The sequence below is a fragment of the Crossiella sp. CA-258035 genome (assembly GCF_030064675.1).
Taxonomy (GTDB): Bacteria; Actinomycetota; Actinomycetes; order Mycobacteriales; family Pseudonocardiaceae; genus Crossiella.
In genome coordinates, this window is the sequence record NZ_CP116413.1 from 1776283 (window position 1) to 1798439 (window position 22157).

Genomic DNA, 22157 nt, shown 5'->3' on the forward strand with positions numbered 1-22157 from the left:
TGATCAGGCGTCCTCCCGGTCCAACCCCGCGCCGTCCCAGGTGGTGTGCGTGCAGGCGACGCCGCCGCCGTTCTTGGGCCGGAGCACGTCGTAGATGTGCATGCGCGGGATCTTCCCGGACACCCCCCAGCCGCTGGGCCAGGTGATGATCCAGTCCATGTCCAGGTCGACCAGCAGGCCCAGCATGCGGGCGATGGTGGGGTCGTCGAGGCGTTCGAATGCCTCGTCCAGCAGGACCAGGCGGAGCGGGTGCCAGCCTTCCTCGTTGGCGCTGACCGCGTCGTAGAAGCTGGCCGCGGCGGCGAAGAGGGTCACGTAGGAGACCAGGCGGGTCTCGCCGGAGGAGAGCTGGCGGAGGCGGCGGACCCTGGGCTTGCTGTCCGGGCCGGTGTCGCGCACCCGGACGGTGAAGGAGTACCAGGAGCGGTAGTCCAGGGCGCGGCCCAGGATCTCGGCGTAGCCGGCGGAGTGGGCGTCGCGTTCGGCCTCGATGCGTTCGGTGAAGGCGCGGCGCAGGGTGGCGTCCTGGTCCTGGCTGCGCTGGGCGAAGGGGGTGCGGACCAGCTCCAGGGCGTCCCTGGTGGCCTCGTCCAGGGCGGCCGAAGGACGCCATTCCAGCTGGACGTGCACGCCCTGGCTGGAGCGGGCCCGGTCGAGCACCTCGTTCATCCGGCGGCACAGGTCCTCGGCCACCGCGATCTGGCTGCGCAGGCGTTCGGCCAGGTCGCGCATCAGGTAGTCGGAGAAGATCTCCTGGTAGCGCTCGCCGAGGTAGCCGCGCTGGTCGGCGAGGCGGGTGGCGACCAGGGCTGCCGCGTCGGCGACCGGCCGCGGGCCGTCCTCGGAGGTGACCGTGACGGTGAGGATGCCGGCGGTGGTCTCGGCGGTGATGTTGTGCGAGCCCGCCAGGGCCGACTGGAGTGCCTGGAGGCGGCCGATCACGGTGCCCTCGCTGGCCGGGCGGCGGTCCTCGGCCGCGCCGAGGCGTTCGGCGGTGGCCAGCAGGTTGTCGGTGTCCGGCGGTTCGGCCTCGGGCAGGGCGGCGCTCCACACGCCGGGGGCGGCCAGGGTGTCCCGGAAGGCCGCCTCGGCGGTGCTGACCTCCTGCTGGCGGCCAGTGCGCTGCTGCTGCTTGGTCTCCAGCAGGGTGGCGATCTTGGTGGCCTCCTCGCGGACCTCGGCCACCCGCTCGCGCGCGCCGGGCAGGTCGGCCTTGGCCCGCTTGTGCTCGGCCTCCAGCGCGGCCAGTGACTCGGCGACCTGCTTGGCCTCGCCGCCGATGGCCGAGGTCAGCTCGGCCAGCGCGGCCGCCTGCTCGGCGTACTCGGCGCAGCGGGACTCCGCCTGCGCCTCGGCCTGCTCCCGGTCGCCCAGGGCGACCCGGTGGTTGTGCAGGGCGTCGGCCAGCTGGCGGATCGAGCCGGCGCAGCGTTCGGTGAGGGCCTCCTTGAGGCCGTCCACGGTGCCGCGGACCTGCTCGGCGGCCCGGTGCGCCTGTTCCAGCGCGGCGGTGTCGGCGGAGAGCCCGGCCTCGGTGGCGGCGTGGGTCAGCTCGGACTGCACGGCCCGCCAGTGGTCCTCGGCGTGTGAGTGCTCCTCGCGCAGGGTCAGCGCGCGGTGCTCGGCCTCCTCGGCGCTCTCCTTGGCCCCGGCCAGCCGGGCGTGCGCGGCGATCAGCTCGTCGTCGTGCGGGAAGGCGGCCAGGTGCTTCTCCCAGCCGGTGGCCTGCCTGCGCAGGGTCTCCAGGCGCTGCTGGGCGGTGGCCAGCTCGCCGCGCCGCTGCTCCAGCTCGTCCTCCAGGCCGAGGATGCGCCGCTGCCGGGCGGCCTCTCGGGCCCCGGCGCCGATGTGCTCGGCGGCCTCCTTGACCGAGGAGCCAGAGAGCACGCCCGCGCGCCAGCGGCCGTCGGTGGACAGGGCCAGCGCGGTGTCCGGCAGGTCCTCGCCGGGACCGGCCAGCGCGACCGCGGCCAGCAGCGAGCCGACCAGGTCGGCCGGGACGGGGCTGTCGGGTTCGGCGGCGGTGGTCAGCGCATCGGCGAGGGTGCGGCCGGGGGCGGTCGCGGCGGCGCCGGCCACCACCTCGGCGGAGCCGGCGCGAGCCAGGGTGCCGTCGGCGCGGACCCAGGCGGTGAGCAGGCCGCTGGCCTGCATCGCGGCTTCCAGCCCCGCGCGTTCGGCCTCGGGCAGGCGGTCGGCGAAGTCGACCAGGCGGTAGAAGGACTCGCCCAGGTCGGCCGGCCGGTCACCGGCGGGCAGTTCCGGGGCGCGTTCCTGGCCGCGGCGCAGGGCGGCGAGCTCGGTCTCGCGTTCCCGGATGGCCTCACGGACGGTGGCGCAGGCCTGGTCGGCGGCGACCACCCGCTGGGTGGCGGAGTGCAGGTGCGGGGTGCCCCACTGGCGGAACTCCTCGCGCACCGCGCGCGCCCCGGCCCGGTCGATCACCAGGCTCTCCGGCTGCGGCGGCTCGGGCCGGTCCACCTCGGCGCCGCCCTCGGGCGCGGCCTCGGCCCACTCGCGGACCTGGTTGGCCCAGTGCCTGGCGTGTTCGCGCAGATCCTGCGCGGTCTGGTTGCGACGGCCCGCGGCGTCGGTGGCCCCGATCTGGGCGTCCTTGGCGTTGCGCTGGAGCTCCTCGACCTTGCGCAGCGCCCGGTCGGACTCCACCGCCCGCTGGTGCAGCATCAGGGTGAGCGCGCCGCGCTGGCGCACCTCGGTGGCGGCCTCGGCGGCCTGGTTGGCCGCGGTGGCCAGCGCTGCCAGCAGCTCGTCGGGGTCGAGCTCGGGCACGGCGCGGCGGGTGACCGACAGCGGCGCGGCCTCGGCCTCCGGCTTGGCCCGGACCGGCTCGGTGGTCTCGGTGACCTCGGCTGGCGGCACGGTCGGCACCACCGGGCACAGGCCGCGGTCCAGGCCGGCGGTGTGCAGCAGCTGACCGGCCCGGTCGGCCAGGTCCTGCGCGGCGGCGGTGTCCCGGCCGAGGCGGTCCAGCACGGAGAGCACCGAGTCGACGCCGCGGTCCTCCTGGGCGCGCTGCCTGCTGGCCACCTCCAGCGCGGTCTCGGCGGCCTTGCGGGTGTTGGCGACCAGCTTCTCCCGGTCGGCCAGGTCGCGCATGCCCTGGTAGGCGGGCAGCGCCTTGAGCGCCTCGATCCGCATGGCCAGTTCGCTCTCGGCCTCTTCGAGCGCGGCGACCTGGGCGTCGGCGGCGGTGCGCTCCTGCTGCGCGGTGGCCTTGCGGCGTTCCAGCCTGCTCAGCTCGGCGAGCAGGCGCTGGAGGGTGTCGTGCGCGGCCTTGACGCCTTCGGCCGCGGTGCGCAGCGCGGCCAGGGCGTAGCCGGAGTAGGCGGTGAGGAAGGTGCGCAGCGCGCCGTCGGCGGTGGTCAGCCGGACGATGTTCTCCCTGATCGACTCCAGGTCGTCGAAGGAGGTGGCCAGCCGCTCGATCAGCCCGGCTTCCAGCGGCGGCAGCGCGTCGCTGAGGATCTGCTCCAGCTGGCCTTCGAGGACCTTGAGGCCGACGTCGGGGTTGCGCAGGGTGCGTTGCAGGTGCAGCAGGTCGCCGTAGCGGTCGGCGGGCACGCCGTAGACGCTTTCCGCGATCCGGGCCCGGAAGCCCGCTTCCTCCAGGACCGCGTCCGCGCCGAGCAGCTCGCGCAGCTGGCCCGGTCCGACCGGCACCCGGTCCGCGCCGACCAGCAGGACGTCCTTGCCCACCCGGCACGGGGTGATGAACCGCCAGGAGTCGCTGACCTGCTGCGAGGTCTTGGACGCCTTCACGCCGATGCCGCAGGTCAGGTACTCGTCCTGGCCGGCGTCGTCGGTGCGCACCAGCTCGATCCAGGCGTAGCCGATCCGGTTCGGGCCGCCCTGGTAGTCATCGAGCATCAGTCGCCGGATGCTGACCGTGTCGAAGCCCTTGGAACCCATCTGCCGCAGCTCGCCGTCCAGGCACAGCGGCAGCAGCAGCTCCAGGGTGCGGGACTTGCCGGAGCCGTTGGTGCCCTGGAAGATCACCCGGCCGCCGGAGAAGTCGAACTCCTGCTCGGCGTACTGCCAGATGTTGACGATGCCGCCCCGGTTGAGCCGCCAGCGGTTCACGCGGGTCCCTCCTCATCAAAGAGCGACCAGCTCGCCGGCGGCGGCGGTGCTTCTTCCTTTTCCTGGGCAGTGTTGCTGCCAGGGGTGTCATCGGGTTCGGGCACCCACCGGTGCGCGACCGGGGAGAGCAGCCAGTCCGGCTCCTCCCAGCGCGCCAGGCCGGTGTTGACCAGCAGTTCGAGCACCTCGTCGACCAGTCCGTCGATGTCCTCGGTGGCCTGCTTGGACCAGGCGGCCGGGTAGGACTCGACCAGCTCGGCGCAGATCTGCTGCAACCGCTGCCGGGACACCGGGTGCCTGCCGTCGGCGCGCGGCTCGTGCTCGGCCAGCAGCTCCGGCAGGGACAGCAGCGCGACCCTGGCGACCGTGCCGGAGGAGGGGAAGGCCAGGTCGGTGAGGTACTCCTCGGGATCGGTGACCGCGATCCCCTCCAGCCGCGCCTCGGTGACCAGCCCGAAGCAGCGGTCCAGCAGCAGCGACTCGCGGCGCTGGTTCTTCTTCAGCCAGGATGCCTGCTCCGGCGGCAGGTCGGCGTGCAGCACCACCGGGTTCTCCACCAGCTTGCGGCGCACCGCGTGCTCGGTGGTCTGCTCCATCCCGGCCGGTCCGGCCTCGGCGGCCTTGGCCACCAGCTCCTCCGGGGTGTCCACGTCGCCGACCGGTCCGGCCAGCAGGTGGCCGAGCACGTCGGTGTCCACGGTGATCAGCGCTTCGCTGATGGCGTCGCCGGACCAGGTGGACACCGAGCCCTCGGTCTCGGTGATCACGCCGAGGCTGAGCAGGTGGCGCAGCGCGGCGGTCAGCGCGCGCCGGTCGCCGAGGTCGTCGACCACCTCGATGCCCGCTTCCACCGCGGCCGCGCGCACCTCGGTGACCAGCCGGGACAGCAGCACCTGGCGGCCGACGCCGGTGAGCGCGGCCATGGTCAGCGCGACGTAGGCGTAGCCGCGCGGGGACAGGCCGGGCTCGCCCCTGGTGGGGTCGGCGCCGGGGCCCGCCTTGTACAGCCGGGCGTAGCGGCGCTGCACGACCAGGCGGTAGCCCAGCAGCGAGGCGAACAGGTCGTGCAGGGCGTTGCGGTGCCGGAACACCAGCGGCAGCAGGTCGCCGTCCGGGCCGTCGGCGCGCAGCAGCGGGCGGCGCAGCAGGGTGCGGGCGCAGCGGGTGACGTTGGCCGCGTCGATGTCGGAGAGCTCGTCCAGGATGCCGATCCCGCTCGGCTTGCGGCTCACTGCCGCGCCCCCAGCGAGACGGCCGCGTGGTGCAGGGTCAGCACCCCACCCGAGGTGGCGATCCGCGTCACCTGGTCGGGAACGTGGTCGATGGTCAGCCGCAGCCCGTGCACCGGGTCGGCGGCCGAGCCGGTGTCGGTGTCCCGCTCGCGCTGGGCCATGGCCATGGTCAGCAGCTCGCAGAGCACCTCGAGGGCCTCCGGGGAGAGGTTGCTGGTGGCCAGCGCGGGCGCGGCGGCGGAGAGCTCGGCCACCGCGGCGGCCCGCTGCCGGTCGGCCTCCCTGGCCTGGGCGAGCAGGGTCTCCTGGAGCATCGGGTCGTCCTGGATGCGCGAGGCGCGGCCGCGGGCGCCGCGGTCGCCCCGGCTGCGCACGCTGACCGTCACCTCCACCACCGGGCCGTCCCGCCAGGGCGTGTGCTCGTCGTCGCCGTCGTGTTCGGGCGCGGGCAGCAGGTGCCGGGCGGAGTAGAGGCCGAAGGCGGCCGCGTAGAGCTCGTGCGAGCGGTGCGGACCGGCCGCGTCCAGCCAGCCGGCCAGTTGCAGCAGCTCGGCCCGGCGGCTGGGCAGCAGCCCGCCGCCGGCGGTGGCGCGCTTGACGCTGGCCAGCAGCGAGCCGATGGCGCGGGCGGTCGCCTCGCGCAGCGCGGTGACCTGGCTCGGACGGCCGGGGCGGTCGGCGAACCAGTCGGTCAGCTCCCGCCAGTCGGTCTCCGAGCGGCCGCGCCCGCGTTCCACCGCGATGCCGAGGCGTTCGGTCGGGCCGAGGATGCGCAGCAGCTCGCCGCGGGCGTTGGCCAGCCCGGCCAGCGACTCGGCGATGGCCGGGGTGTGCCGCAGCACGTCCTCCACGACCATCTGGATGTACTCGACCAGCAGGTTGCGGAAGCCGGAGATCTCCTCCGGGTCGAGGTGGAACCGGGTGACCACCTGGCCGAGGTAGGCGTAGAAGTCACGCACGGTGACCGCGAGCTCGGCGTGCTGCAGGAACAGCGTGGTGACCTGCTCGGCCAGCTCCTCCTTGGCCCGCTTCGCGCTGGCCGAGCCCGGCGCCTGCCGCTCGGCGACCATGGCCTGGGACAACGTGCCGCCCAGCTTGGCCAGGCCGCGCTCGATCGCGGGCAGCAGCTCGCGGGAGACCTCGCGCGCGCCCTCGGGCACCCGGAGCAGCTCGTCCACGTCCCGCTGCACCCGCACCGCGAGCTTGTTGATCTGGTACCGGAACGCGCCGCGGACGAACTCGGCGATGCTGGCCGCGATGGTCTCCCGCCGCCCCTGCACCAGGTTTCCCCAGTCCTTGAGCCGTTTCAGCCGGTCGGCCACGGTGTCCGGGTCGGACTCGCCGATGTCCAGGCGGCCCTCGCGCTCCAGCGGCTTCAACGCGGCGGCGACCTCGTTCGGGGACAGGTCGGGCAGCAGCGTCGCGGTGAACAGCCGCATGATCGCCACGTAGGTCCTGGTGTGCTCAGCGTTGAGGTAGGAGTAGAGCCGGAGCCGGCCCTCACCGCCCGCTGGGTCGCTTTGAGTCACGGACGGCCACATTAGAGGCTGGGGGCTGGCCGGGCAGAATCCTGGGTCGCCGGGGGCGCTAACGTCACCCGTCAGACTTCACGTGAGGCAAGGGGGGGCAGGGGATGAGTGGCGCGGCTCGGGCGATCGGCCTGCTACTGGGCGCGGCCGCCGACGTGGTGGTCGGGGACCCGCGGCGCGGGCATCCGGTGGCCGCCTTCGGCACGGTGGCCGCGGGTCTGGAGAAGCTGCTCTACCGGGACCACCGGGCGCCGGGGGTGGCGCACGTGCTGGTGCTGACCGGGGGCGCGGTGCTGCTCGGCGTGGCCGCGGAGAAGCTGGGCAGGCGGTCCCCGGTGACCCAGGCGGCGACCACCGCGGTGGCCACCTGGGCGGTGCTGGGCGGCTGCTCGCTGGCCAACGAGGGCACGCTGATGGGCCGCGCGCTGGACGGCGGGCACCTGGCCGAGGCCAGGGAGCGGCTGCCGAACCTGTGCGGCCGCGACCCGGAGGCGCTGGACGCGCTGGGCCTGGCCAGGGCCACCGTGGAGTCGGTCGCGGAGAACACCTCGGACGCGCAGGTCGCCCCGCTGTTCTGGGGCGCGGTGGCCGGGGTGCCCGGCCTGCTGGCCTACCGGGCGGTCAACACCCTGGACGCGATGGTCGGGCACCGCTCGCCGCGCTACCGCAACTTCGGCTGGGCCGCGGCCCGGCTGGACGACGTGGTCAACCTGGTCCCGTCCCGGCTGGCCGCGATGCTGACCGCGGCGGGCGCGCCGGTGGTGGGCGGTTCGGCCAAGCACGCCTGGCGGACCTGGCGGCTGGACGCCTCGGCGCACCCGAGCCCGAACGCCGGTCAGGTGGAGGCGGCCTTCGCCGGCGCGCTGGAGATCCGGCTGGGCGGGCGCACGGTGTACCGGCACGGCGCGGAGGAGCGGCCGGTGCTCGGCGACGGGCGCAACCCGGACGCCGGGCACGTCACCAGGGCGGTGGAGCTGTCCAGGGTGGTCGGCGGGCTGTCCGCGGTGGCCTCAGCGGCGGCCGCCGTAGCGATCGGCGGTCTGCGCCGCGGGCGTCGGCGCCGGGGTTGACGGCTCGTCCCCGTCCTCGTCGTCCTCGTCCTCTTCGGGGTGCGCCTCGCGCCAGAGCAGGAAGATCAGCCCGACCGGGGCCATGATGCCGAAGGCGATCCACTGCAGGGCGTAGGAGAAGTACGGCCCGGACACCAGCTCCGGCAGCGGCAGCAGGCCGAGCACGCCGGGCTGCCCGGCGTTGAGCTGCACGTAGCCCGGCCGCAGGTCCAGGCCGGTGGCCTTGCCCAGCACGGTGGGGTCGATGGTGTAGATCTGCCGCTTGCCGTCCTGGTCCAGCACCTCCTGCCGGCTGGAGTCGATCTCGCTGGCCCGCACCCGGCCGACCACGGTGACCTCGCCACCCGGCGCGGGGTCGTAGGCCACCGGCTTGGTGCCCTGCTCGACCTTGATGTAGCCCCGGTTGACCACCACGGTCTGTCCCGAGTTCAGGCGCAGCGGGGTGAGCACCTCGAAGGCGGCCTTGCCCTCGGCCTTGCGCAGCCGGACCAGCGTCTCGGCCTCCGGCAGGTACCGCCCGGTGAGCTTGACCTGCTGCCACTGCCTGTCCGCCGGGTTGGCGCCGGGCGGCAGCGCGGTCTCGTAGTCGGCGGCCTGGGAGTCCAGCGAGCCGGTGATCGCGGCGTTCTGCGCCTCCCGGCGCTGGTCCTGCCGGAACTGCCAGGGCGCCAGGATCCACAGGCAGGCCGCGGAGAACAGCAGCACGAACCCGATCAGGGCCAGCCAGCCCGGTCGCAGCAGGAACTTCCAACGCACCCCACCACGGTAGGCGGCGCGGTCACCCGGTCGCTGGCCGCCCCCTGCCGGCCAGCGCTGCCTTGGCCGCCTCGACCGCGCGTGCCGGGTAGTCGCCGCCGAAGAGCACCACGTGCACCAGCAGTGGGAACAGCTGGTGCAGCGGCACCCGCGCCCGCCAGCCCTCGGCCAGCGGCGCGACCTCCTGGTAGGCGCCCAGGATCCGGTCCAGGTGCGGGCAGCCGAACAGCCGGAGCATGGCCAGGTCGCTCTCCCGGTGCCCGCCGTGCGCGGCCGGGTCGATCAGGTGCACCCCGTCGGAGCCCCAGAGCACGTTGCCGGACCACAGGTCGCCGTGCAGCCGGGCCGGTGGCTCCGGCGGCCCAGCGAGCTCGGCGATCCGGTCGCAGACCTCCCGCACCGGCCGGGGGTCGGGCAGGTTCGCGGCGCGCAGGTAGGGCTCGATGCGGTAGCTGGCGAAGAACTCCGGCCAGTCCGGCGTCGGCTCGTTGCGCATCGGCGCGGCCCCGATCCAAGCCTCGGTGGGACCACCCGGCGGCGGGCAGCCGAACGCGCTCGCGCCGCTGGCGTGCAGCGCGGCCAGCTGCCGCCCGAACCGCTCGGCCGCCTCGGCCGTCGGCTCGCCGGGCGGCACCCAGTCCAGCACCAGCCAGCGCTCGTCGTGGCCGTGCACCGCCGGGATCGGCACCGCGTTCGCGGCCGCCAGCCAGCTCAGCCCGGCCGCCTCGGCCACGCTGCTGCCCTCGGCCGCGGACTTGGCGATGACCTCCCGGCCGTCGGCCAGGGTGGCCCGGAACACCTCGGCCGCACTGCCGCCCGCCGGGCGCACGTGCACGGGTTCGCTGCCGGTGAGCCTGCCGATCGGCGCGGTCACAGCTTCTGCCGCACCCAGTCCAGCAGGCCCGGCGTGGCCGCCTCCACCATCGCCAGCACCTCCTCGAAGTCCGCGTCCTCGCCGTAGTACGGGTCGGGCACGTCCAGGTCGCCGCCGGCGTCCGGGTCGAAGGAGCGCAGCAGCCGGACCTCGCCGGTGACCAGGCGGCGCAGCTCGCGCAGGTGCCCGGAGTCCAGCGCCAGGAACAGGTCCGCCGCCGAATGCGCGGGGCCGACCTGCGCGGCGGTGTGCTCGGTCGGGTAGCCGTGCCGGGCCAGCACCGCGCGCGCCCGGTGGTCGGCCTGCTCGCCGACGTGCCAGGACCCGGTGCCCGCACTGGTCACGGTCACCCGCCCGTCGAGTCCGGCGCGGCGCAGGTGCTCGCGGACGACGATGGCGGCGATGGGGGACCGGCAGATGTTGCCGGTGCAGACGAAGCTGAGGTGCACCAGGCCAGTCTGCGCTACTTCGGCAGGTCGACGTACTCGTTGGGGTCGGCCGCGGCGGGATCGATCATCAACCGCACGCTGTGGTAGCCCAGCGCGTACCGGCCGCGGGCGGGGTCCCAGCGCGAGTACTCGGCCAGCGCCTGGCGCTTGCGGGCCAGCTGGCCCGGGGTGAGCGGCTGCACGTAGTCCGCGGTGCGCTCCTGCGGCGGGAAGGTGTAGCCGTAGACCCAGTAGAAGCGGAAGTCGCTGATCCGCCCGCGCAGGCTCTCCGCGGCGTCCCGGCAGGCCGCGTGCGTCTTGTTCGGCTGGGTCGGGTCGCCGCCGTGGATGTAGTCCCGCCAGCCGCTGACCAGCTTGTGCGAGGCGCCGGGGTAGCGGGACTCGAAGTCCAGGATGGTCCTGCGGACGTAGTCGACGAAGGCCGGGTAGTCGGTCCACGCGCCGTCCGGCTGCCGCATGTTGATCACCTTGTCCACGCCGAGCCGCTTGGCCGCCGCGGTGAACTCGGCGGTGCGCGCGGCCACCACGTCGTCCAGGCTGAGCTGGATCCGGTGGCCGGGATCGCCGGAAGGACAGGCGGAACCGAGGTTGCAGCCGCCGTTGATGATGTCGATCAGCCCGCCGTTCTCGCCCCTGGTGAGCAGCACCAGGTACACCGGCCGCCCGGCCTCCTTGTGCGCCCGGATCGACCCGGCCATCGCGATCGACTCGTCGTCCTGGTGCGGGGCGTAGAAGATCGCGGGCCTGGCCGACGCGGCGGCGGTGCCCGCGCCGACGGCGAGTCCGCCGAGGGTGGCCGCGGAGACGCCGAGCAGGCGGCGGCGGGAAAGTCCGTCGAGGTCGGTCATGGAGTCACGCTATAGATCCGATGACTTAGCCTGCCACTGTGACTAGCCACAGCGCCGAGCGCGCCCTCCTCCGCCACCACGGCGATGTCGAGGCCGCGCCCGGCCTGGCCGACTTCGCGGTCAACGTGCGCCTGCCCAGCCCGCCCGCCTGGCTGCGCGAGCGGCTGGCGGCGGCGCTGGACGGCCTCGGCCGCTACCCGGGGGCCGAGGAGGACCTGGCCGCGCGGGCCGCGGCGGCCCGGCGGCACGGCCGCTCGCCCGAGGAGGTGCTGGTCCTCAACGGGGCGGCCGAGGGGTTCGCGCTGCTGCCCAGGCTGGCGCCGCGGCTGGCCGCGGTGGTGCACCCGTCCTTCACCGAGCCGGACGTGGCGCTGCTGGACGCCGGGGTGCCGCTGACCAGGGTGCAGCTGCGCGCCGAGGACGGCTACGCGCTGCGGCCGGAGCTGGTGCCGGAGGAGGCCGACCTGGTGGTGGTGGGCAACCCGACCAACCCCACCTCGGTGCTGCACCCGGCCGAGACGCTGCGCGCGCTGGCCCGGCCGGGGCGGGTGCTGGTGGTGGACGAGGCGTTCGCGGACGCGGTGCCCGGCGAACCGGAGTCCGTGGCGGGCGAAGACATCCGAGGTCTGCTCGTGCTGCGCAGCCTGACCAAGACCTGGGGACTGGCCGGGCTGCGCGCCGGGTACGCCCTCGGCGCGCCGGAGCTGCTCGGGCGGCTGGCCGCGCTTCGTCCACAGTGGCCGGTGAGTAGCCTGGTGCTGACCGCGGTGGCGGCCTGCTGCGCCCCGGAAGCCGTGCGGGAGGCGGAGATCGCCGCGCACGAGGGGGTCGCGCACCGGGTGGCGCTGGCGGCGGCGCTGGCCGAGCTGCCCGGCATCCAGGTGTGCGGGCCGGCGGCGGGGCCGTTCCTGCTGCTGCGGGTGCGGGACGGGGAACGGGTGCGGATCCGGTTGCGGGAGCGGGGCGTCGCGGTGCGGCGGGCCGACACCTTCCCCGGCCTGGACGCCGACCACCTGCGGGTCGCGGTCCGGCCGCCGGAGCAGGCGGCCGTGCTGCTCAAGGCACTGGAGGAAGAAGTGGTGTGCGGATGAGCCCGACCCTGGCCGAGGTGGTCGCGGCGATCGAGGCGGCCTACCCGCCCCGGCTGGCCGAGTCCTGGGACGCGGTCGGCCTGGTGTGCGGCGACCCGGCCGAACCGGTGCGCAAGGTGCTGGTCTGCGTCGATCCCGTTGAGTCCACTGTGGACGAAGCCGTGGAGATCGGCGCGCAGCTGGTGCTCGCGCACCACCCGCTGCTGCTGCGCGGGGTGCACGGGGTCCCGGCCGATGACGCCAAGGGCCGCCTGGTGCACAAGCTGATCCGCAACGGCGCCGGGCTGCTCTGCGCGCACACCAACGCCGACTCCGCCGACCCCGGGGTCTCCGACGCGCTGGCCGAGGCGCTCGGCCTGCGGGTCACCGGACCGCTGGAGGCCAAGCCCGCCGACCCGGTGGACGCGCTGAGCGTGGTCGTCCCGGCCGGGCACACCGAGGCGCTGCTGGCCGCGCTGTTCGCCGCGGGCGCGGCCCAGCTCGGCGACGGCTACCGCGAGGCCGCGTTCCTGTCCGAGGGCACCGCCCAGTTCCGCCCGCTGGCCACCGCGGACCCCGCGGCCGGCGCTCGCGGCGAGCTGCACCGCGGCCCGGAAACCAAGATCGAGACCGTGCTGCCCCGGCGGCGGCGCGCGGCCGTGCTGGCCGCGCTGCGCGCCGCGCACCCGTACGAGAGCCCCGCCTACGACCTGCACGAGCTGGCCGAGGAGCCGTCCAGCCTCGGCATCGGCCGGATCGGCGAGCTGGCCGAGCCCGAGCCGTTCGGCGCGTTCGTGCAGCGGGTGGCGGTGGCCCTGCCGGAGACCGCATGGGGCGTGCGCGCCGCGGGCGAGCCGGAACGCCTGGTGCGCACGGTCGCGGTCTGCGGCGGCGCGGGCGACTCGCTGCTCGCCGCCGCGACCAGGGCGGGGGTCGACGCCTACGTCACCGCCGACCTGCGCCACCACCCCGCCGGGGAGCACCTGGCCCAGTCCGGCACCCCCATGCTCGTCGATGTCGCGCACTGGGCCAGCGAGTGGCCGTGGTGCGCACAGGCGGCCGACGTCATCCGCCGGGCATTCCCCGGTACCGTCGAGGCCCACGTCTCCACACGACGCACCGATCCGTGGACGCTTGCCGCGTCCGCGACAGGGAGGACCACCGCGTGAAAGCCGATCCCGCCGTGCAGAAGCGGCTGCTCGACCTCGCCGAGGTCGACGCCGAGCTGAACCGCGCCACCCACCGGCGGCGCACCCTGCCGGAGCTGGCCGAGATCACGACGGCCGAACAGGAGCTGCGCACCCGCAAGGACGCGGTGGTGGCGGTGGAGACCACGCTGGCCGACCTGGACCGGGACGCCAAGCGGCTGGACACCGAGATCGACCAGGTCCGCGCCCGCGAGGACCGGGACCGCACGCTGCTGGACTCCGCCGACGCCAAGCGCTCGGTGGACCTCCAGCACGAGCTGGAGACCCTGGCCCGCCGCCGGGGCATCCTGGAGGACGAGTCGCTGGAGCTGATGGAGCGCCGCGAGGCGGTCGAGATGGACGTCCAGCACGCCCGCGCCCAGGAGGGTCTGGCCCAGGAGAAGCTGGCCGACGCCCAGCGCCGCCGGGACGAGGCCTTCGCCGACCTGGAGACCATCGAGGCCCGCTCCGGCGACCGCCGCAAGACCGTGCTGGCCGGCCTGCCCACCGACCTGGTCACCCTCTACGAGCGGATCAGGGCCAAGGGCGGCACCGGCGCCGCGCTGCTCAAGGCCCGCCGCTGCGGCGCCTGCCGGCTGGAGCTGGACCGGATCGCGATCAGCAAGCTGAAGGAGGCGGCCCCGGACGAGGTCGCCCGCTGCGAGGAGTGCGGCGCGATCCTGGTGCGCACCGCGGAGTCCGGCCTGTGAGAGTGGTGGTCGAGGCCGACGGCGGGTCCAGGGGCAACCCCGGCCCCGCCGGCTACGGCGCGGTGGTCAAGGACGCCGCCACCGGCGCGGTGCTGGCCGAACGCGCCCAGGGCATCGGCACGGCCACCAACAACGTGGCCGAGTACCAGGGCCTGCTGGCCGGACTGCGCGCCGCGGCCGAGCTCGGCGCCACCGAGGTGGAGTGCCGGCTGGACTCCAAGCTGGTGGTGGAGCAGCTGGCCGGGCGCTGGAAGATCAAGCACCCCGCGCTGCAACCGCTGGCCGCCCAGGCCCGCGAGCTGGCCGCCGGGTTCGACCGGGTCGGCTACACCTGGATCCCGCGCGAGCGCAACACCGACGCCGACCGCCTGGCCAACCAGGCCATGGACGCCCAGGCCGACGGCACCCAGCCCGACGGCGACCGGCCCGCCACTCCGGCCCGCTCGGACACCCAGGCCGCGCCCACCTCCTGGACCGGGGCCAAGGGCGTCCCCACCCGCCTGATCCTGCTCCGGCACGGCCAGACCGAGATGTCCGCCCAGCGCCGCTACTCCGGCCACGGCGACCCCGCGCTGACCGACCTCGGCCGCAGCCAAGCCGCTGCCGCCGCCAAGCGGCTCAGCGCGTTCACCGAGGTCAGCGCGGTGATCGCATCCCCGCTGACCCGGACCAGGCAGACCGCGGAGGCGGTCGGCGAGGCGCTGGGCATCGCCCCGGAGACCAGTCAGGGCCTGGTGGAGACGAACTTCGGCGCGTGGGAGGGCCTGACCTTCGCCGAGGCCGCCGAGCGCGACCCCGGGCTGCACTCCCGCTGGCTGGCCGATCCGAGCGTGCCCGCGCCGGGCGGGGAGAGCTTCGACCAGGTGCACCGCAGGGTGGCCGGGGTCAGGGACGAGCTGCTCACCGGCCGGGCCGGGCAGACCGTGGTGCTGGTCAGCCACGTCACGCCGATCAAGTCACTGCTCCGGCTGGCCCTGGACGTCGGCCCGCAGCTGCTCTTCCGGCTGCACCTGGACCTGGCCTCGATCTCGGTGGCCGAGTTCTACCCGGACGGCAACGCCTCGGTGCGCCTGGTGAACGACACCGCGCATCTGGACTAGTCACGAGACACCGGCGTCTGAAACCGGACAGAAGTTCTCGAAACGAACCGGGTTCGTAGAACAACCGCACCGGGCGGGAGCAGGCAACGGCGCGGAACACCTGCTCCCACCCGGACAACCGGCGGCCTACGGCGTTTCCCGTTCACCGTGCACTGGGGGGCAGCTCACAACGAAGGACGGGAGGCGGCCTTTGCATCGCCGGGGTTATTTTCTGCGGCCGTGGCAATGACGGTAATGAGCCGGGCAGGCAGCCGCAAGCACGAAAAATCAGGATGACATTCATTCACTCGTTCGGCTGCACCGAATGAATTCCCGGGCTGCGCTAAGTGGTCCAACCAATCCGGGCTGACCTGCGTAAACTCCGCATCCGCCGCGCGTCGTCACGCGACACGCTCAACCTATCGCGCTCGGTGACTTAACGCCCTTGGTCCGTTCCGCGTAATGGGTTGGTCGCCAATTGTGACCAGCCTTCACGTTGATTGCGCATCCGTGTTTCACCCGCCCCAGGCGTGAGCCCGTTCACCAGGGGTCGTACACTGCGGCAAGCGGATGAGTCGGCCGGGCGGCCGCGTCGGGGGCGAGATCCCCCGCCGAGGAAAGTCCGGACTCCGCAGGGCAGGGTGGTTGTTAACGGCAACCCGGGGCGACCCGCGGGACAGTGCCACAGAGAGCAGACCGCCCGGATCGTGCGAACGACCCGGGTAAGGGTGAAAGGGTGGTGTAAGAGACCACCAGCATCCCGGGTGACCGGGATGGCTAGGTAAACCCCACCCGGAGCAAGGCCAAGAGGGCGCCGCGAGGCGTCTGCGCAGGCGTTCGAGGGCGGCCCGCCCGAGCCTGCGGGTAGGCCGCTGGAGCCTGCCGGCGACGGCAGGCCGAGATGGATGGCCGCCACCCGCCGACCGCGAGGTCCGGCGGGGACAGGATCCGGCTTACAGGCCGGCTCATCCGCCCGGTTCGCACCGGGCGCCAGGGGCTCGCCCGGACGGCTTCGTCCGTTCGGGCGGACCGGCGTGGTGTAGGCCACCCCGGGCTCGGTCCCGCCGTGCTCGCCCGGTAACATCGTGGTCACCGGGAGGGGTCATCGCGCTCACCCGGACTGCCTCAGATCAACGGCACTTGTGCCGACGAACCGGCGAGGACTGGCTTGCGGGTACAGGTTCGACCATGTCGACAATCCCCTGATGTGGCCCGCGTTAGCCCGAAGATGTGCATCGGCAACCGATTGTTCGGTTGCCTCGAACACAATCTGTGACGGCTCTCTGGGCAAGTGGGTGAACTCTGCTTGCTGGTGCAAGAAGACCGCGTCGTGTGCTTACCACTGAGTGGCGCACAGCCATCATGGAGTGGTCAGTTCGGAGGTAGCGCCTGTTCCGGGAGAGCAACTCACGGGTCCACTCACGGGACTTCGTCCACTACACCTTGTCAGCCACTCATGCTCTACTCGTAACGTCCACCGCCGTCCGCTGGGCAGGCCAGGCGTCTACGTCCGGATGCCCTGAGCACGCCCCAGCACACTGGAGTACCCACGATGACGACCATGACCCTCCTGGATACGTTGGCCCAGGGCAACCAACTGCAAACCGGGGGTATCACCCGCTGGATCCTGGAGAACATCGTCCCACTGCTGCTCCTGCTGGTGGCGCTGCTCCTGCTCTGGCTCGGCGGCAGCAAGGGTGACAACGCGGGCGTGATGCGCCGGGTCGGCGGTGTCATCGTCGCGCTCGCCATCATCGGCCTCGCGGTCAGCGGCGCCGGTGTGAACATCGGCAAGTGGATCGCCAGTCTGTTCACCGGGTGATCGAGCTTGCGGATTCGAACTGACGACGAGGTGTACCGGGTCGACGCCGTGTGGCTCGGCCCGCCCAAGGCCACTTTCCCCTGGCGGGCCCGCTACGTGGCCTGGGGAGTCGGTCTCGTCGTGTTCCTGCTGGTCCTCGCGGTCGAACGCCGGATGGGCTTCGGCTTCAGCTTCTTCTCCACCGCGTGGGCGATCATCATCACGGTGGTGATCACCCGCGTCATCTGCTCCCGGATCAACCAGGAGCGGCCGCTGGGCGCGGTCAGCGTGATGTGGCTGCGTGAGCTCACCGCGCCCCGCCAGACCACCTCGGGCAACGGCGGGGCCGCCACCGCGGCCAGGATCCGGGTCAGCGCCGCCCGGCCCCGGCCCAAGCCCAAGAAGACCGAGCAGAAGAAGCAACGGGGGAAGAGCCAGTCCGGCTCTGTGATCTCCGATGGCTCTGTGATCTCTGATACAGCGGCGAGGGCCGCTGGTTCAGCAGCCTCAGTGCCATCCGGTCACGGCACGGACGCGCCGTCACCCTCTTCCCCGTCACGGCGTGGACGTTCGCGCCGTGCCCGCACCAAGGAGGTTCGCGGTGTTCCGTCGCCGTCGAAACCGTGACCGTGACCGTCGCGCCGCCGAGCAGAACGGCCGCCACGCGCGGCAGCTGCCGCCGGGGCAGGTGAACGACCAGCGGGTGTACAGCAAGCGGGGCAGGCGCCTGCCCGGCGAGTCGGCCATCCCCACCTACACCCCGTCGATCTCCGCGCGCAGCATCGACGGCCACCTGGTGCGCACCGGCCAGGACGTCTACGCCTGGTACCGGCTGGCCCCGCAGCGCTGGTCCTTCCGCTCGGACTCCCAGCGCCAGGACCTCATCCACGCCATCGCAGGCCAGTACGCCGAGCTGCAGGGCCGCTGGCTGCACCTGCGGGTGACCACCCGCCCCTATCCGATCCGGATGTGGGCCGAGGCGCACGTGCACAACGCGGTCGGCCGCCTGCCCGACACCCCCGGCACGCTCTCCTTCGACGACTACATGGTCGGCGAGCAGCAGCAGCTGATGGGGCGCTCGATGGCCGAGAAGGAGGTCTACCTCGGCGTCCAGGTGCAGACCCGCAACGTGATGGACCGCGCGGTGGAACGGGCCGCGCCGGTGCTGCGCAAGATCTTCCCGGAGGCGGTGGACGCCGAGCTGGTCGCGCTGGACAGCGAGGTGGAGCACCTGGACCAGATCCTCGGCTCCTCCGGCCTGGACGGCAGGCCGGTCACCGCCGAGGAGATGTCCTGGCTGATGCACCGCTCCTGCTCACTCGGCCTGCCCGCGCCGCGCAACCTGCCCGCGGTGCCCGGCGCGGCCTGGGAGCCGGAGGACCTGGCCTCCTTCACCGACGCCGCGGACTTCCACCAGGAGCCGTACTCGCCCAGCGTCACCGTGCGCGGCCGCACCGGCTCCAACGCCGGGGTGAAGCGGCACGTCGTGGTGCTCACCGTCGGCCTGATGCACGGCCTGCAGATCCCGGAGATCGACGACCCGTGGTTGCAGCGCTCGGACCGGCTGCCCGCGCCGGTGGAGTGGTCTGCCCGCATCTACGTGCGCAAACCCGAGGACGTCACGGGTGAGCTGCAGCGGCAGATGAACAAGGTGCGCTCCCAGGTCCGGCACTACACCGACGAGCACGACCTGGAACCGCCGCAGTCGCTGGCCCGCCAGGCCGCGCGGGTGCTGGAGATCGACGACGAGATGACCACCGGGTTCACCTCGCTGGCCACCAGGGTCCGCTCCTGGTGGCGGCTGTCGGTTTCCGGCGCCACCGAGCGCGAGGCGCTGCGGCTGGCCCAGCAGCTGGTGGACCTGTACAAGCCGAAGATCGCCATCGAGCACCCGGAAGCCCAGTTCGCGATGGCCAGGGAGTTCATCCCCGGCGAGCCGCTGGCCTCCGCGGCCTACCTGCGCCGCGGCTCGGTGTCCTGGGCCGCCTCCTCGGTGCCCACCGCCACCGCCGAGGTCGGCGACCGGCGCGGCATCCTGCTCGGCGAGACCTGCACCGCGACCCGGCGCCCGGTGGCCTGGGACCCGTGGATGGCGCAGGAGGTCCGCGAGTCCTCCGGCCTGACCGCGATGGTGGCCGGGCTGGGTGGCGGCAAGTCCTTCCTCGGCGGCGGCGTGGTCTACAAGACCCTGCGCGCCGGGGCCTACTGGACCATCCTGGACCCCTCCGGCCCGCTGGCGAAGCTGTGCGACCTGCCGGAGCTGCGGCCCTACGCCCGGCCGATCAACCTGCTCAACGCCCAGCCCGGCATCCTCAACCCGTACCGGGTGGTCGCCGAGCCGATGCTGGAGCACTTCACCGACGAGGACGACCCGGAACGCGCCTGGCGGCGGGAGCGGGCGCTGGCCGCCGCGACCCGGCGGCGGCTGGTGCTGGACGTGCTCAACGGCCTGCTGCCGTACGAGGTGGCCCGGATGCCGCAGACCAGGATCGTGCTGCTGCGCGCGGTCCGCGCGGTCGGCGGCCGGGCCACCGCGCACCCCGGCCTGGTCTTCGACGCGCTGCGCCGCGACGCCGGCGAGCACCACGAGCACGCGGTGGTGGTGGCCGACTTCCTGGACGAGATGCGCGAGCGGATGTCGCTGCTCATCCCGGAGCGGGACGCCGACCCGTACGCCGAGACCCGCGACGACCGGCTCACCGTGCTCACCATGGCCGGGCTGACCCTGCCCAAGGACGGGGTCGGCCGCGAGCACTGGACCGACGCGGAGGCCCTCGGCGTCGAGATGCTCAACCTGGCCGCCTGGCTCACCCAGCGCTCGATCTACGAGCGGCCCAAGGACATGCGCAAGGGCGTCTGGATCGACGAGGCGTTCTTCCTCTCCGAGGTGCCCACCGGCCGGGTGCTGATGAACCGCTTCGCCCGTGACTCCCGCAAGTGGAACGTCCGGGTGCTGCTCTCCAGCCAGATCCCGGCCGACTTCCTCAAGATCCAGGGCTTCGTCTCGCTGCTCGACTCGGTCTTCGTCGGCCGCCTCGACGACGAGCACGCCCAGGCCGACGCGCTGCGCCTGCTCAAGGTCCCGGTCGGCGCGGGCTACGAGCAGGTCGTGGCCAGCCTCGGCCGCCGCCCCGGCGGGGTGCGCACCGCCAACACCGAACGCGACCGCTCGCCCCGTCAGTTCATCTTCGGCGACGGCGCGGGCGGCGTGGAGCGCATCCGGATCGACTTCGGCGGCCCGCACCTGAACCACCTGCGCGGCGTCATGGACACCACCCCCGACGCCATGCGGCACAGCCCCACCGGCGCGCCCGCCCTGCCCTCGGGCCGGGTCGACGGCGTGCTGCCCGACCTGCCCCCCGAGGAGGAGCTGGAGGCGGAGTTCGCCGCCGAGCTCGGCCTGGCGGAGGACGACCTAGAGGACCCGTACACCCCTTCGACCGCACCGGACAACGAAGGGCACGGGGACAGGCACCACGTCGGCCGGGGCAGCGCACGATGATCATGTTGCTGGCGGTGGTCGCCGCCGTGCTGCTGATCGCGGCGCGGCGGCGGGCTAAACGCAACCCCCGACCGCTCCCGGCCCCCGGCCGGGGCAGGCGCCGCCTGGCCCTGACCGCGGTCATCGGCCTGCTCGGCCTGCAGATCATGCTGGGCGGCACGGCGCACGCGCAGAGCATCTGCAAGGAGGCGCCGAACCCGGACCGCCCCGGCTCGGGCATGGTGGGCGCCTTCGACGCGGCGCCGCTGGGCACCGGTGTGCCGGGCAGCGCCTACGACGAGGTCGGCTACGCGGGCCTGGTCTGGCACACCTACGACCTGGGCTGCGGTCCGGAGGGTCTGCGCAACCCGAACGCGGTGATCGACACCTGGGCGGGCAACCAGACCTTCAACATGGCCAAGGTCATCGTCGGCGCCACCAACGGCCTGCACTACGCGCTGCTCGGCGGCGAGCTGATGAAGCCGCTGGACGACCTGGTCTCCACCGGCACCATCGCGTTGTACGACACGGTCTACGCGCCCTGGTTCGGGCTGGCCGCGCTGATCTTGGCGATCTTCCTGTTCCGCCACATCTGGCAGGGCGACCTGGCCAGCATCGGCAAGCGCTCGATGTGGGCGCTGGCCGCGATCTGGCTGGCCGCGGCCACCTACCTGACCCCGCTGCTCTACACCCGCCTGCTGGACGACGTGCTGATCAAGGGCACCTCGCAGATCCAGGCCGGGTTCCTGCGCGAGGTCGGCGTGGACGAGCGGAACTCGCTGCCCACCGTGCTGCACGACCAGGTGATCTACCGCAACTGGCTGCGCGGGGAGTTCGGCTCCCCGGACAGCGCCCCGGCCAAGGACCTCGGCCGGGACCTGCTGCGCGCCCAGGCCTTCAGCAAGCAGGAGGTGGCCGAGGGCAAGGACCAGGGCAAGGAGCCGATCACCGCGAAGAAGGCCGCGTTCGAGGGCGTGGTCACCCGCGCCGACGAGGTCGGGGCAAAGGGGCACATCCAGGGCATCGACGGCAGCCGGATGGGCGCGGGCGCGCTCGGGCTGTTCCAGTCGGTGGTCTACTCGCTGTTCCAGTTGCTGGCCAAGGCCGCGATCCTGCTCGCCCAGGTGCTGCTGCGGGTGGTCATCCTGGCCGGGCCGATCATCGGCCTGATCGCCATGCTCTACCACGCGATCCTGCGCGGTGTCGGCCGCGCGATCGGCGCGGCCCTGCTCAACGTGGTGGTCATCGCCGCGCTGGCCGGGCTGCACACCCTCCTGCTGACCTGGATCTTCGCCCCGACCAGGGGACTGGGACTGCTCGCCCAGATGGCTCTGGCCGGACTGGTCACCTTGGTGTTCTTCTTGGTGGGCAAGCCGGTGCGGCGGATCTGGCAGATGGTGGAGCTCTCCGTCGGCGCGGTCGGCAACGCGATGCCCGCGCCGCGCACCGGCCTGTGGTCGCGGCTGCGTGGCCGCGGCGGGCAGGAGCGGACGCCGCAGGACGAGTTCTGGGAGCAGGTGCGGGACGTGGATCCGGACGGGGTCACCGAGCCGAGGCGGGCCCGGCGGCGGGACCGGCCAGAGGCCTCCTACGAGGCGGCGGGGCCCGGCGGGTTCCGGGGCGATGCCTCCGGCGGCGCGCTGCCCACGGCGGGCGCGCTCACCGGGACGGTCAGCGATCGGCTGCACGAGTCCGGTGGCGGCGCGCTGGGCGCGAACCGGGCCACCGCGGCGCTGCCGTCGGGCCGGGGCAGCCGGACGGTGGACACCGCCTCGGTGTTCGACCGCAGCTGGGACCGCAACGACGAGGACGCCGTGGTGGTGCCGTCCCGACTGGACGGCAACGCGAACAACCTGCCGGGACCCCGGCGGGCGGACATGGAGGTCGTCGCCGGACGACCGGTGTGGGCGGTGTACCGGCCGTCGCGCGGGGTTGAGCTCCGTGACGGCGACGCGGTGCGCGGGTAGCGG

General features: G+C 73.5%; 16 protein-coding genes and 1 other RNA gene. 10 read left to right on the top strand and 7 right to left on the bottom strand.

The genetic code is table 11. From position 1 onward, the window contains the following. Positions 1-3: 3 nt before the first annotated feature. From N8J89_RS08740 to N8J89_RS08750, 3 genes are read right to left on the bottom strand one after another with little or no spacing between them, the layout of a single operon-like run. Positions 4-4101, bottom strand: a complete 4098-nt coding sequence (locus N8J89_RS08740) for a TIGR02680 family protein (RefSeq protein ID WP_283663839.1) — start codon at positions 4099-4101, stop codon at positions 4-6. Continuing rightward, positions 4098-5333, bottom strand: coding sequence for a TIGR02678 family protein (locus N8J89_RS08745; protein WP_283663840.1), 1236 nt, complete (start codon positions 5331-5333; stop codon positions 4098-4100). Before N8J89_RS08745 ends, N8J89_RS08740 begins: the two co-directional genes overlap by 4 nt. Further along, positions 5330-6862: a DUF2397 domain-containing protein gene (locus tag N8J89_RS08750; RefSeq protein ID WP_283663841.1), complete on the bottom strand. Its 1533-nt coding sequence runs from the start codon at positions 6860-6862 to the stop codon at positions 5330-5332. Before N8J89_RS08750 ends, N8J89_RS08745 begins: the two co-directional genes overlap by 4 nt. Before the next feature lie 104 nt (positions 6863-6966). Between N8J89_RS08750 and N8J89_RS08755 the strand changes: the two genes are divergently transcribed. Next, on the top strand, positions 6967-7932 hold the full coding sequence (locus N8J89_RS08755) for a cobalamin biosynthesis protein (RefSeq protein WP_283663842.1): 966 nt from the start codon (positions 6967-6969) through the stop codon (positions 7930-7932). Here the strand turns inward: N8J89_RS08755 and N8J89_RS08760 are convergent. Genes N8J89_RS08760 through N8J89_RS08775 form a run of 4 tightly spaced genes read right to left on the bottom strand, consistent with a single transcriptional unit; the run spans position 7873 to position 10859 of the window. After that, the gene (locus tag N8J89_RS08760) at positions 7873-8688 is read right to left on the bottom strand and encodes an SURF1 family cytochrome oxidase biogenesis protein (RefSeq protein ID WP_283663843.1); all 816 of its coding nucleotides are present in this window, start codon (positions 8686-8688) and stop codon (positions 7873-7875) included. The two genes, N8J89_RS08755 and N8J89_RS08760, sit on opposite strands and share 60 nt — an antisense overlap. A gap of 22 nt (positions 8689-8710) precedes the next feature. Then, on the bottom strand, positions 8711-9562 hold the full coding sequence (locus N8J89_RS08765) for a fructosamine kinase family protein (RefSeq protein WP_283663844.1): 852 nt from the start codon (positions 9560-9562) through the stop codon (positions 8711-8713). Further along, positions 9559-10011, bottom strand: coding sequence for a low molecular weight protein-tyrosine-phosphatase (locus tag N8J89_RS08770; protein ID WP_283663845.1), 453 nt, complete (start codon positions 10009-10011; stop codon positions 9559-9561). The genes N8J89_RS08765 and N8J89_RS08770 overlap by 4 nt, the downstream gene beginning before the upstream one ends. 14 nt (positions 10012-10025) lie before the next feature. Beyond that, positions 10026-10859 carry a PIG-L deacetylase family protein gene (locus N8J89_RS08775; RefSeq protein WP_283663846.1) on the bottom strand — a complete coding sequence of 278 codons (834 nt, stop codon included), beginning with the start codon at positions 10857-10859 and terminating at the stop codon, positions 10026-10028. 38 nt (positions 10860-10897) lie between these two features. Between N8J89_RS08775 and cobC the strand changes: the two genes are divergently transcribed. From cobC to N8J89_RS08820, 9 genes are all read left to right on the top strand, one after another. Continuing rightward, complete coding sequence (gene cobC, locus N8J89_RS08780) at positions 10898-11950, top strand: Rv2231c family histidinol phosphate aminotransferase CobC (RefSeq protein WP_283663847.1); 1053 nt, start codon at positions 10898-10900, stop codon at positions 11948-11950. After that, positions 11947-13098 (top strand): Nif3-like dinuclear metal center hexameric protein, encoded by a 1152-nt coding sequence (locus tag N8J89_RS08785; protein WP_283663848.1) that lies wholly within the window; start codon positions 11947-11949, stop codon positions 13096-13098. The genes cobC and N8J89_RS08785 overlap by 4 nt, the downstream gene beginning before the upstream one ends. Continuing rightward, positions 13095-13826, top strand: a complete 732-nt coding sequence (locus N8J89_RS08790; RefSeq protein ID WP_283663849.1) for a zinc ribbon domain-containing protein — start codon at positions 13095-13097, stop codon at positions 13824-13826. The genes N8J89_RS08785 and N8J89_RS08790 overlap by 4 nt, the downstream gene beginning before the upstream one ends. 2 nt (positions 13827-13828) lie before the next feature. Further along, entirely contained in the window at positions 13829-14926 is a 1098-nt protein-coding gene (locus tag N8J89_RS08795) for a bifunctional RNase H/acid phosphatase (protein WP_283666119.1), read from the top strand. Positions 14927-15476: 550 nt separating this feature from the next. Then, positions 15477-15877, top strand: an RNA gene (gene rnpB, locus N8J89_RS08800) — RNase P RNA component class A. 580 nt (positions 15878-16457) lie between these two features. Further along, positions 16458-16727, top strand: a complete 270-nt coding sequence (locus N8J89_RS08805; protein WP_185002384.1) for a hypothetical protein — start codon at positions 16458-16460, stop codon at positions 16725-16727. A 6-nt stretch (positions 16728-16733) separates the two neighbouring features. Continuing rightward, complete coding sequence (locus N8J89_RS41880) at positions 16734-17333, top strand: hypothetical protein (protein ID WP_502868429.1); 600 nt, start codon at positions 16734-16736, stop codon at positions 17331-17333. A gap of 46 nt (positions 17334-17379) precedes the next feature. After that, the gene (locus tag N8J89_RS08815; protein WP_502868480.1) at positions 17380-20208 is read left to right on the top strand and encodes an ATP-binding protein; all 2829 of its coding nucleotides are present in this window, start codon (positions 17380-17382) and stop codon (positions 20206-20208) included. Then, positions 20205-22154, top strand: coding sequence for a hypothetical protein (locus N8J89_RS08820; RefSeq protein WP_283663850.1), 1950 nt, complete (start codon positions 20205-20207; stop codon positions 22152-22154). The genes N8J89_RS08815 and N8J89_RS08820 overlap by 4 nt, the downstream gene beginning before the upstream one ends. Positions 22155-22157 lie beyond the last annotated feature (3 nt).

Excerpts from the sequence above, each read along its gene's own strand:
- N8J89_RS08755 (WP_283663842.1), top strand. The coding sequence starts at position 6,967 with ATGAGTGGCGCGGCTCGGGCGATCGGCCTGCTACTGGGCGCGGCCGCC.
- N8J89_RS08775 (WP_283663846.1), bottom strand. The coding sequence starts at position 10,859 with ATGACCGACCTCGACGGACTTTCCCGCCGCCGCCTGCTCGGCGTCTCC.
- N8J89_RS08785 (WP_283663848.1), top strand. The coding sequence starts at position 11,947 with ATGAGCCCGACCCTGGCCGAGGTGGTCGCGGCGATCGAGGCGGCCTAC.
- N8J89_RS08805 (WP_185002384.1), top strand. The coding sequence starts at position 16,458 with ATGACGACCATGACCCTCCTGGATACGTTGGCCCAGGGCAACCAACTG.
- N8J89_RS08820 (WP_283663850.1), top strand. The coding sequence starts at position 20,205 with ATGATCATGTTGCTGGCGGTGGTCGCCGCCGTGCTGCTGATCGCGGCG.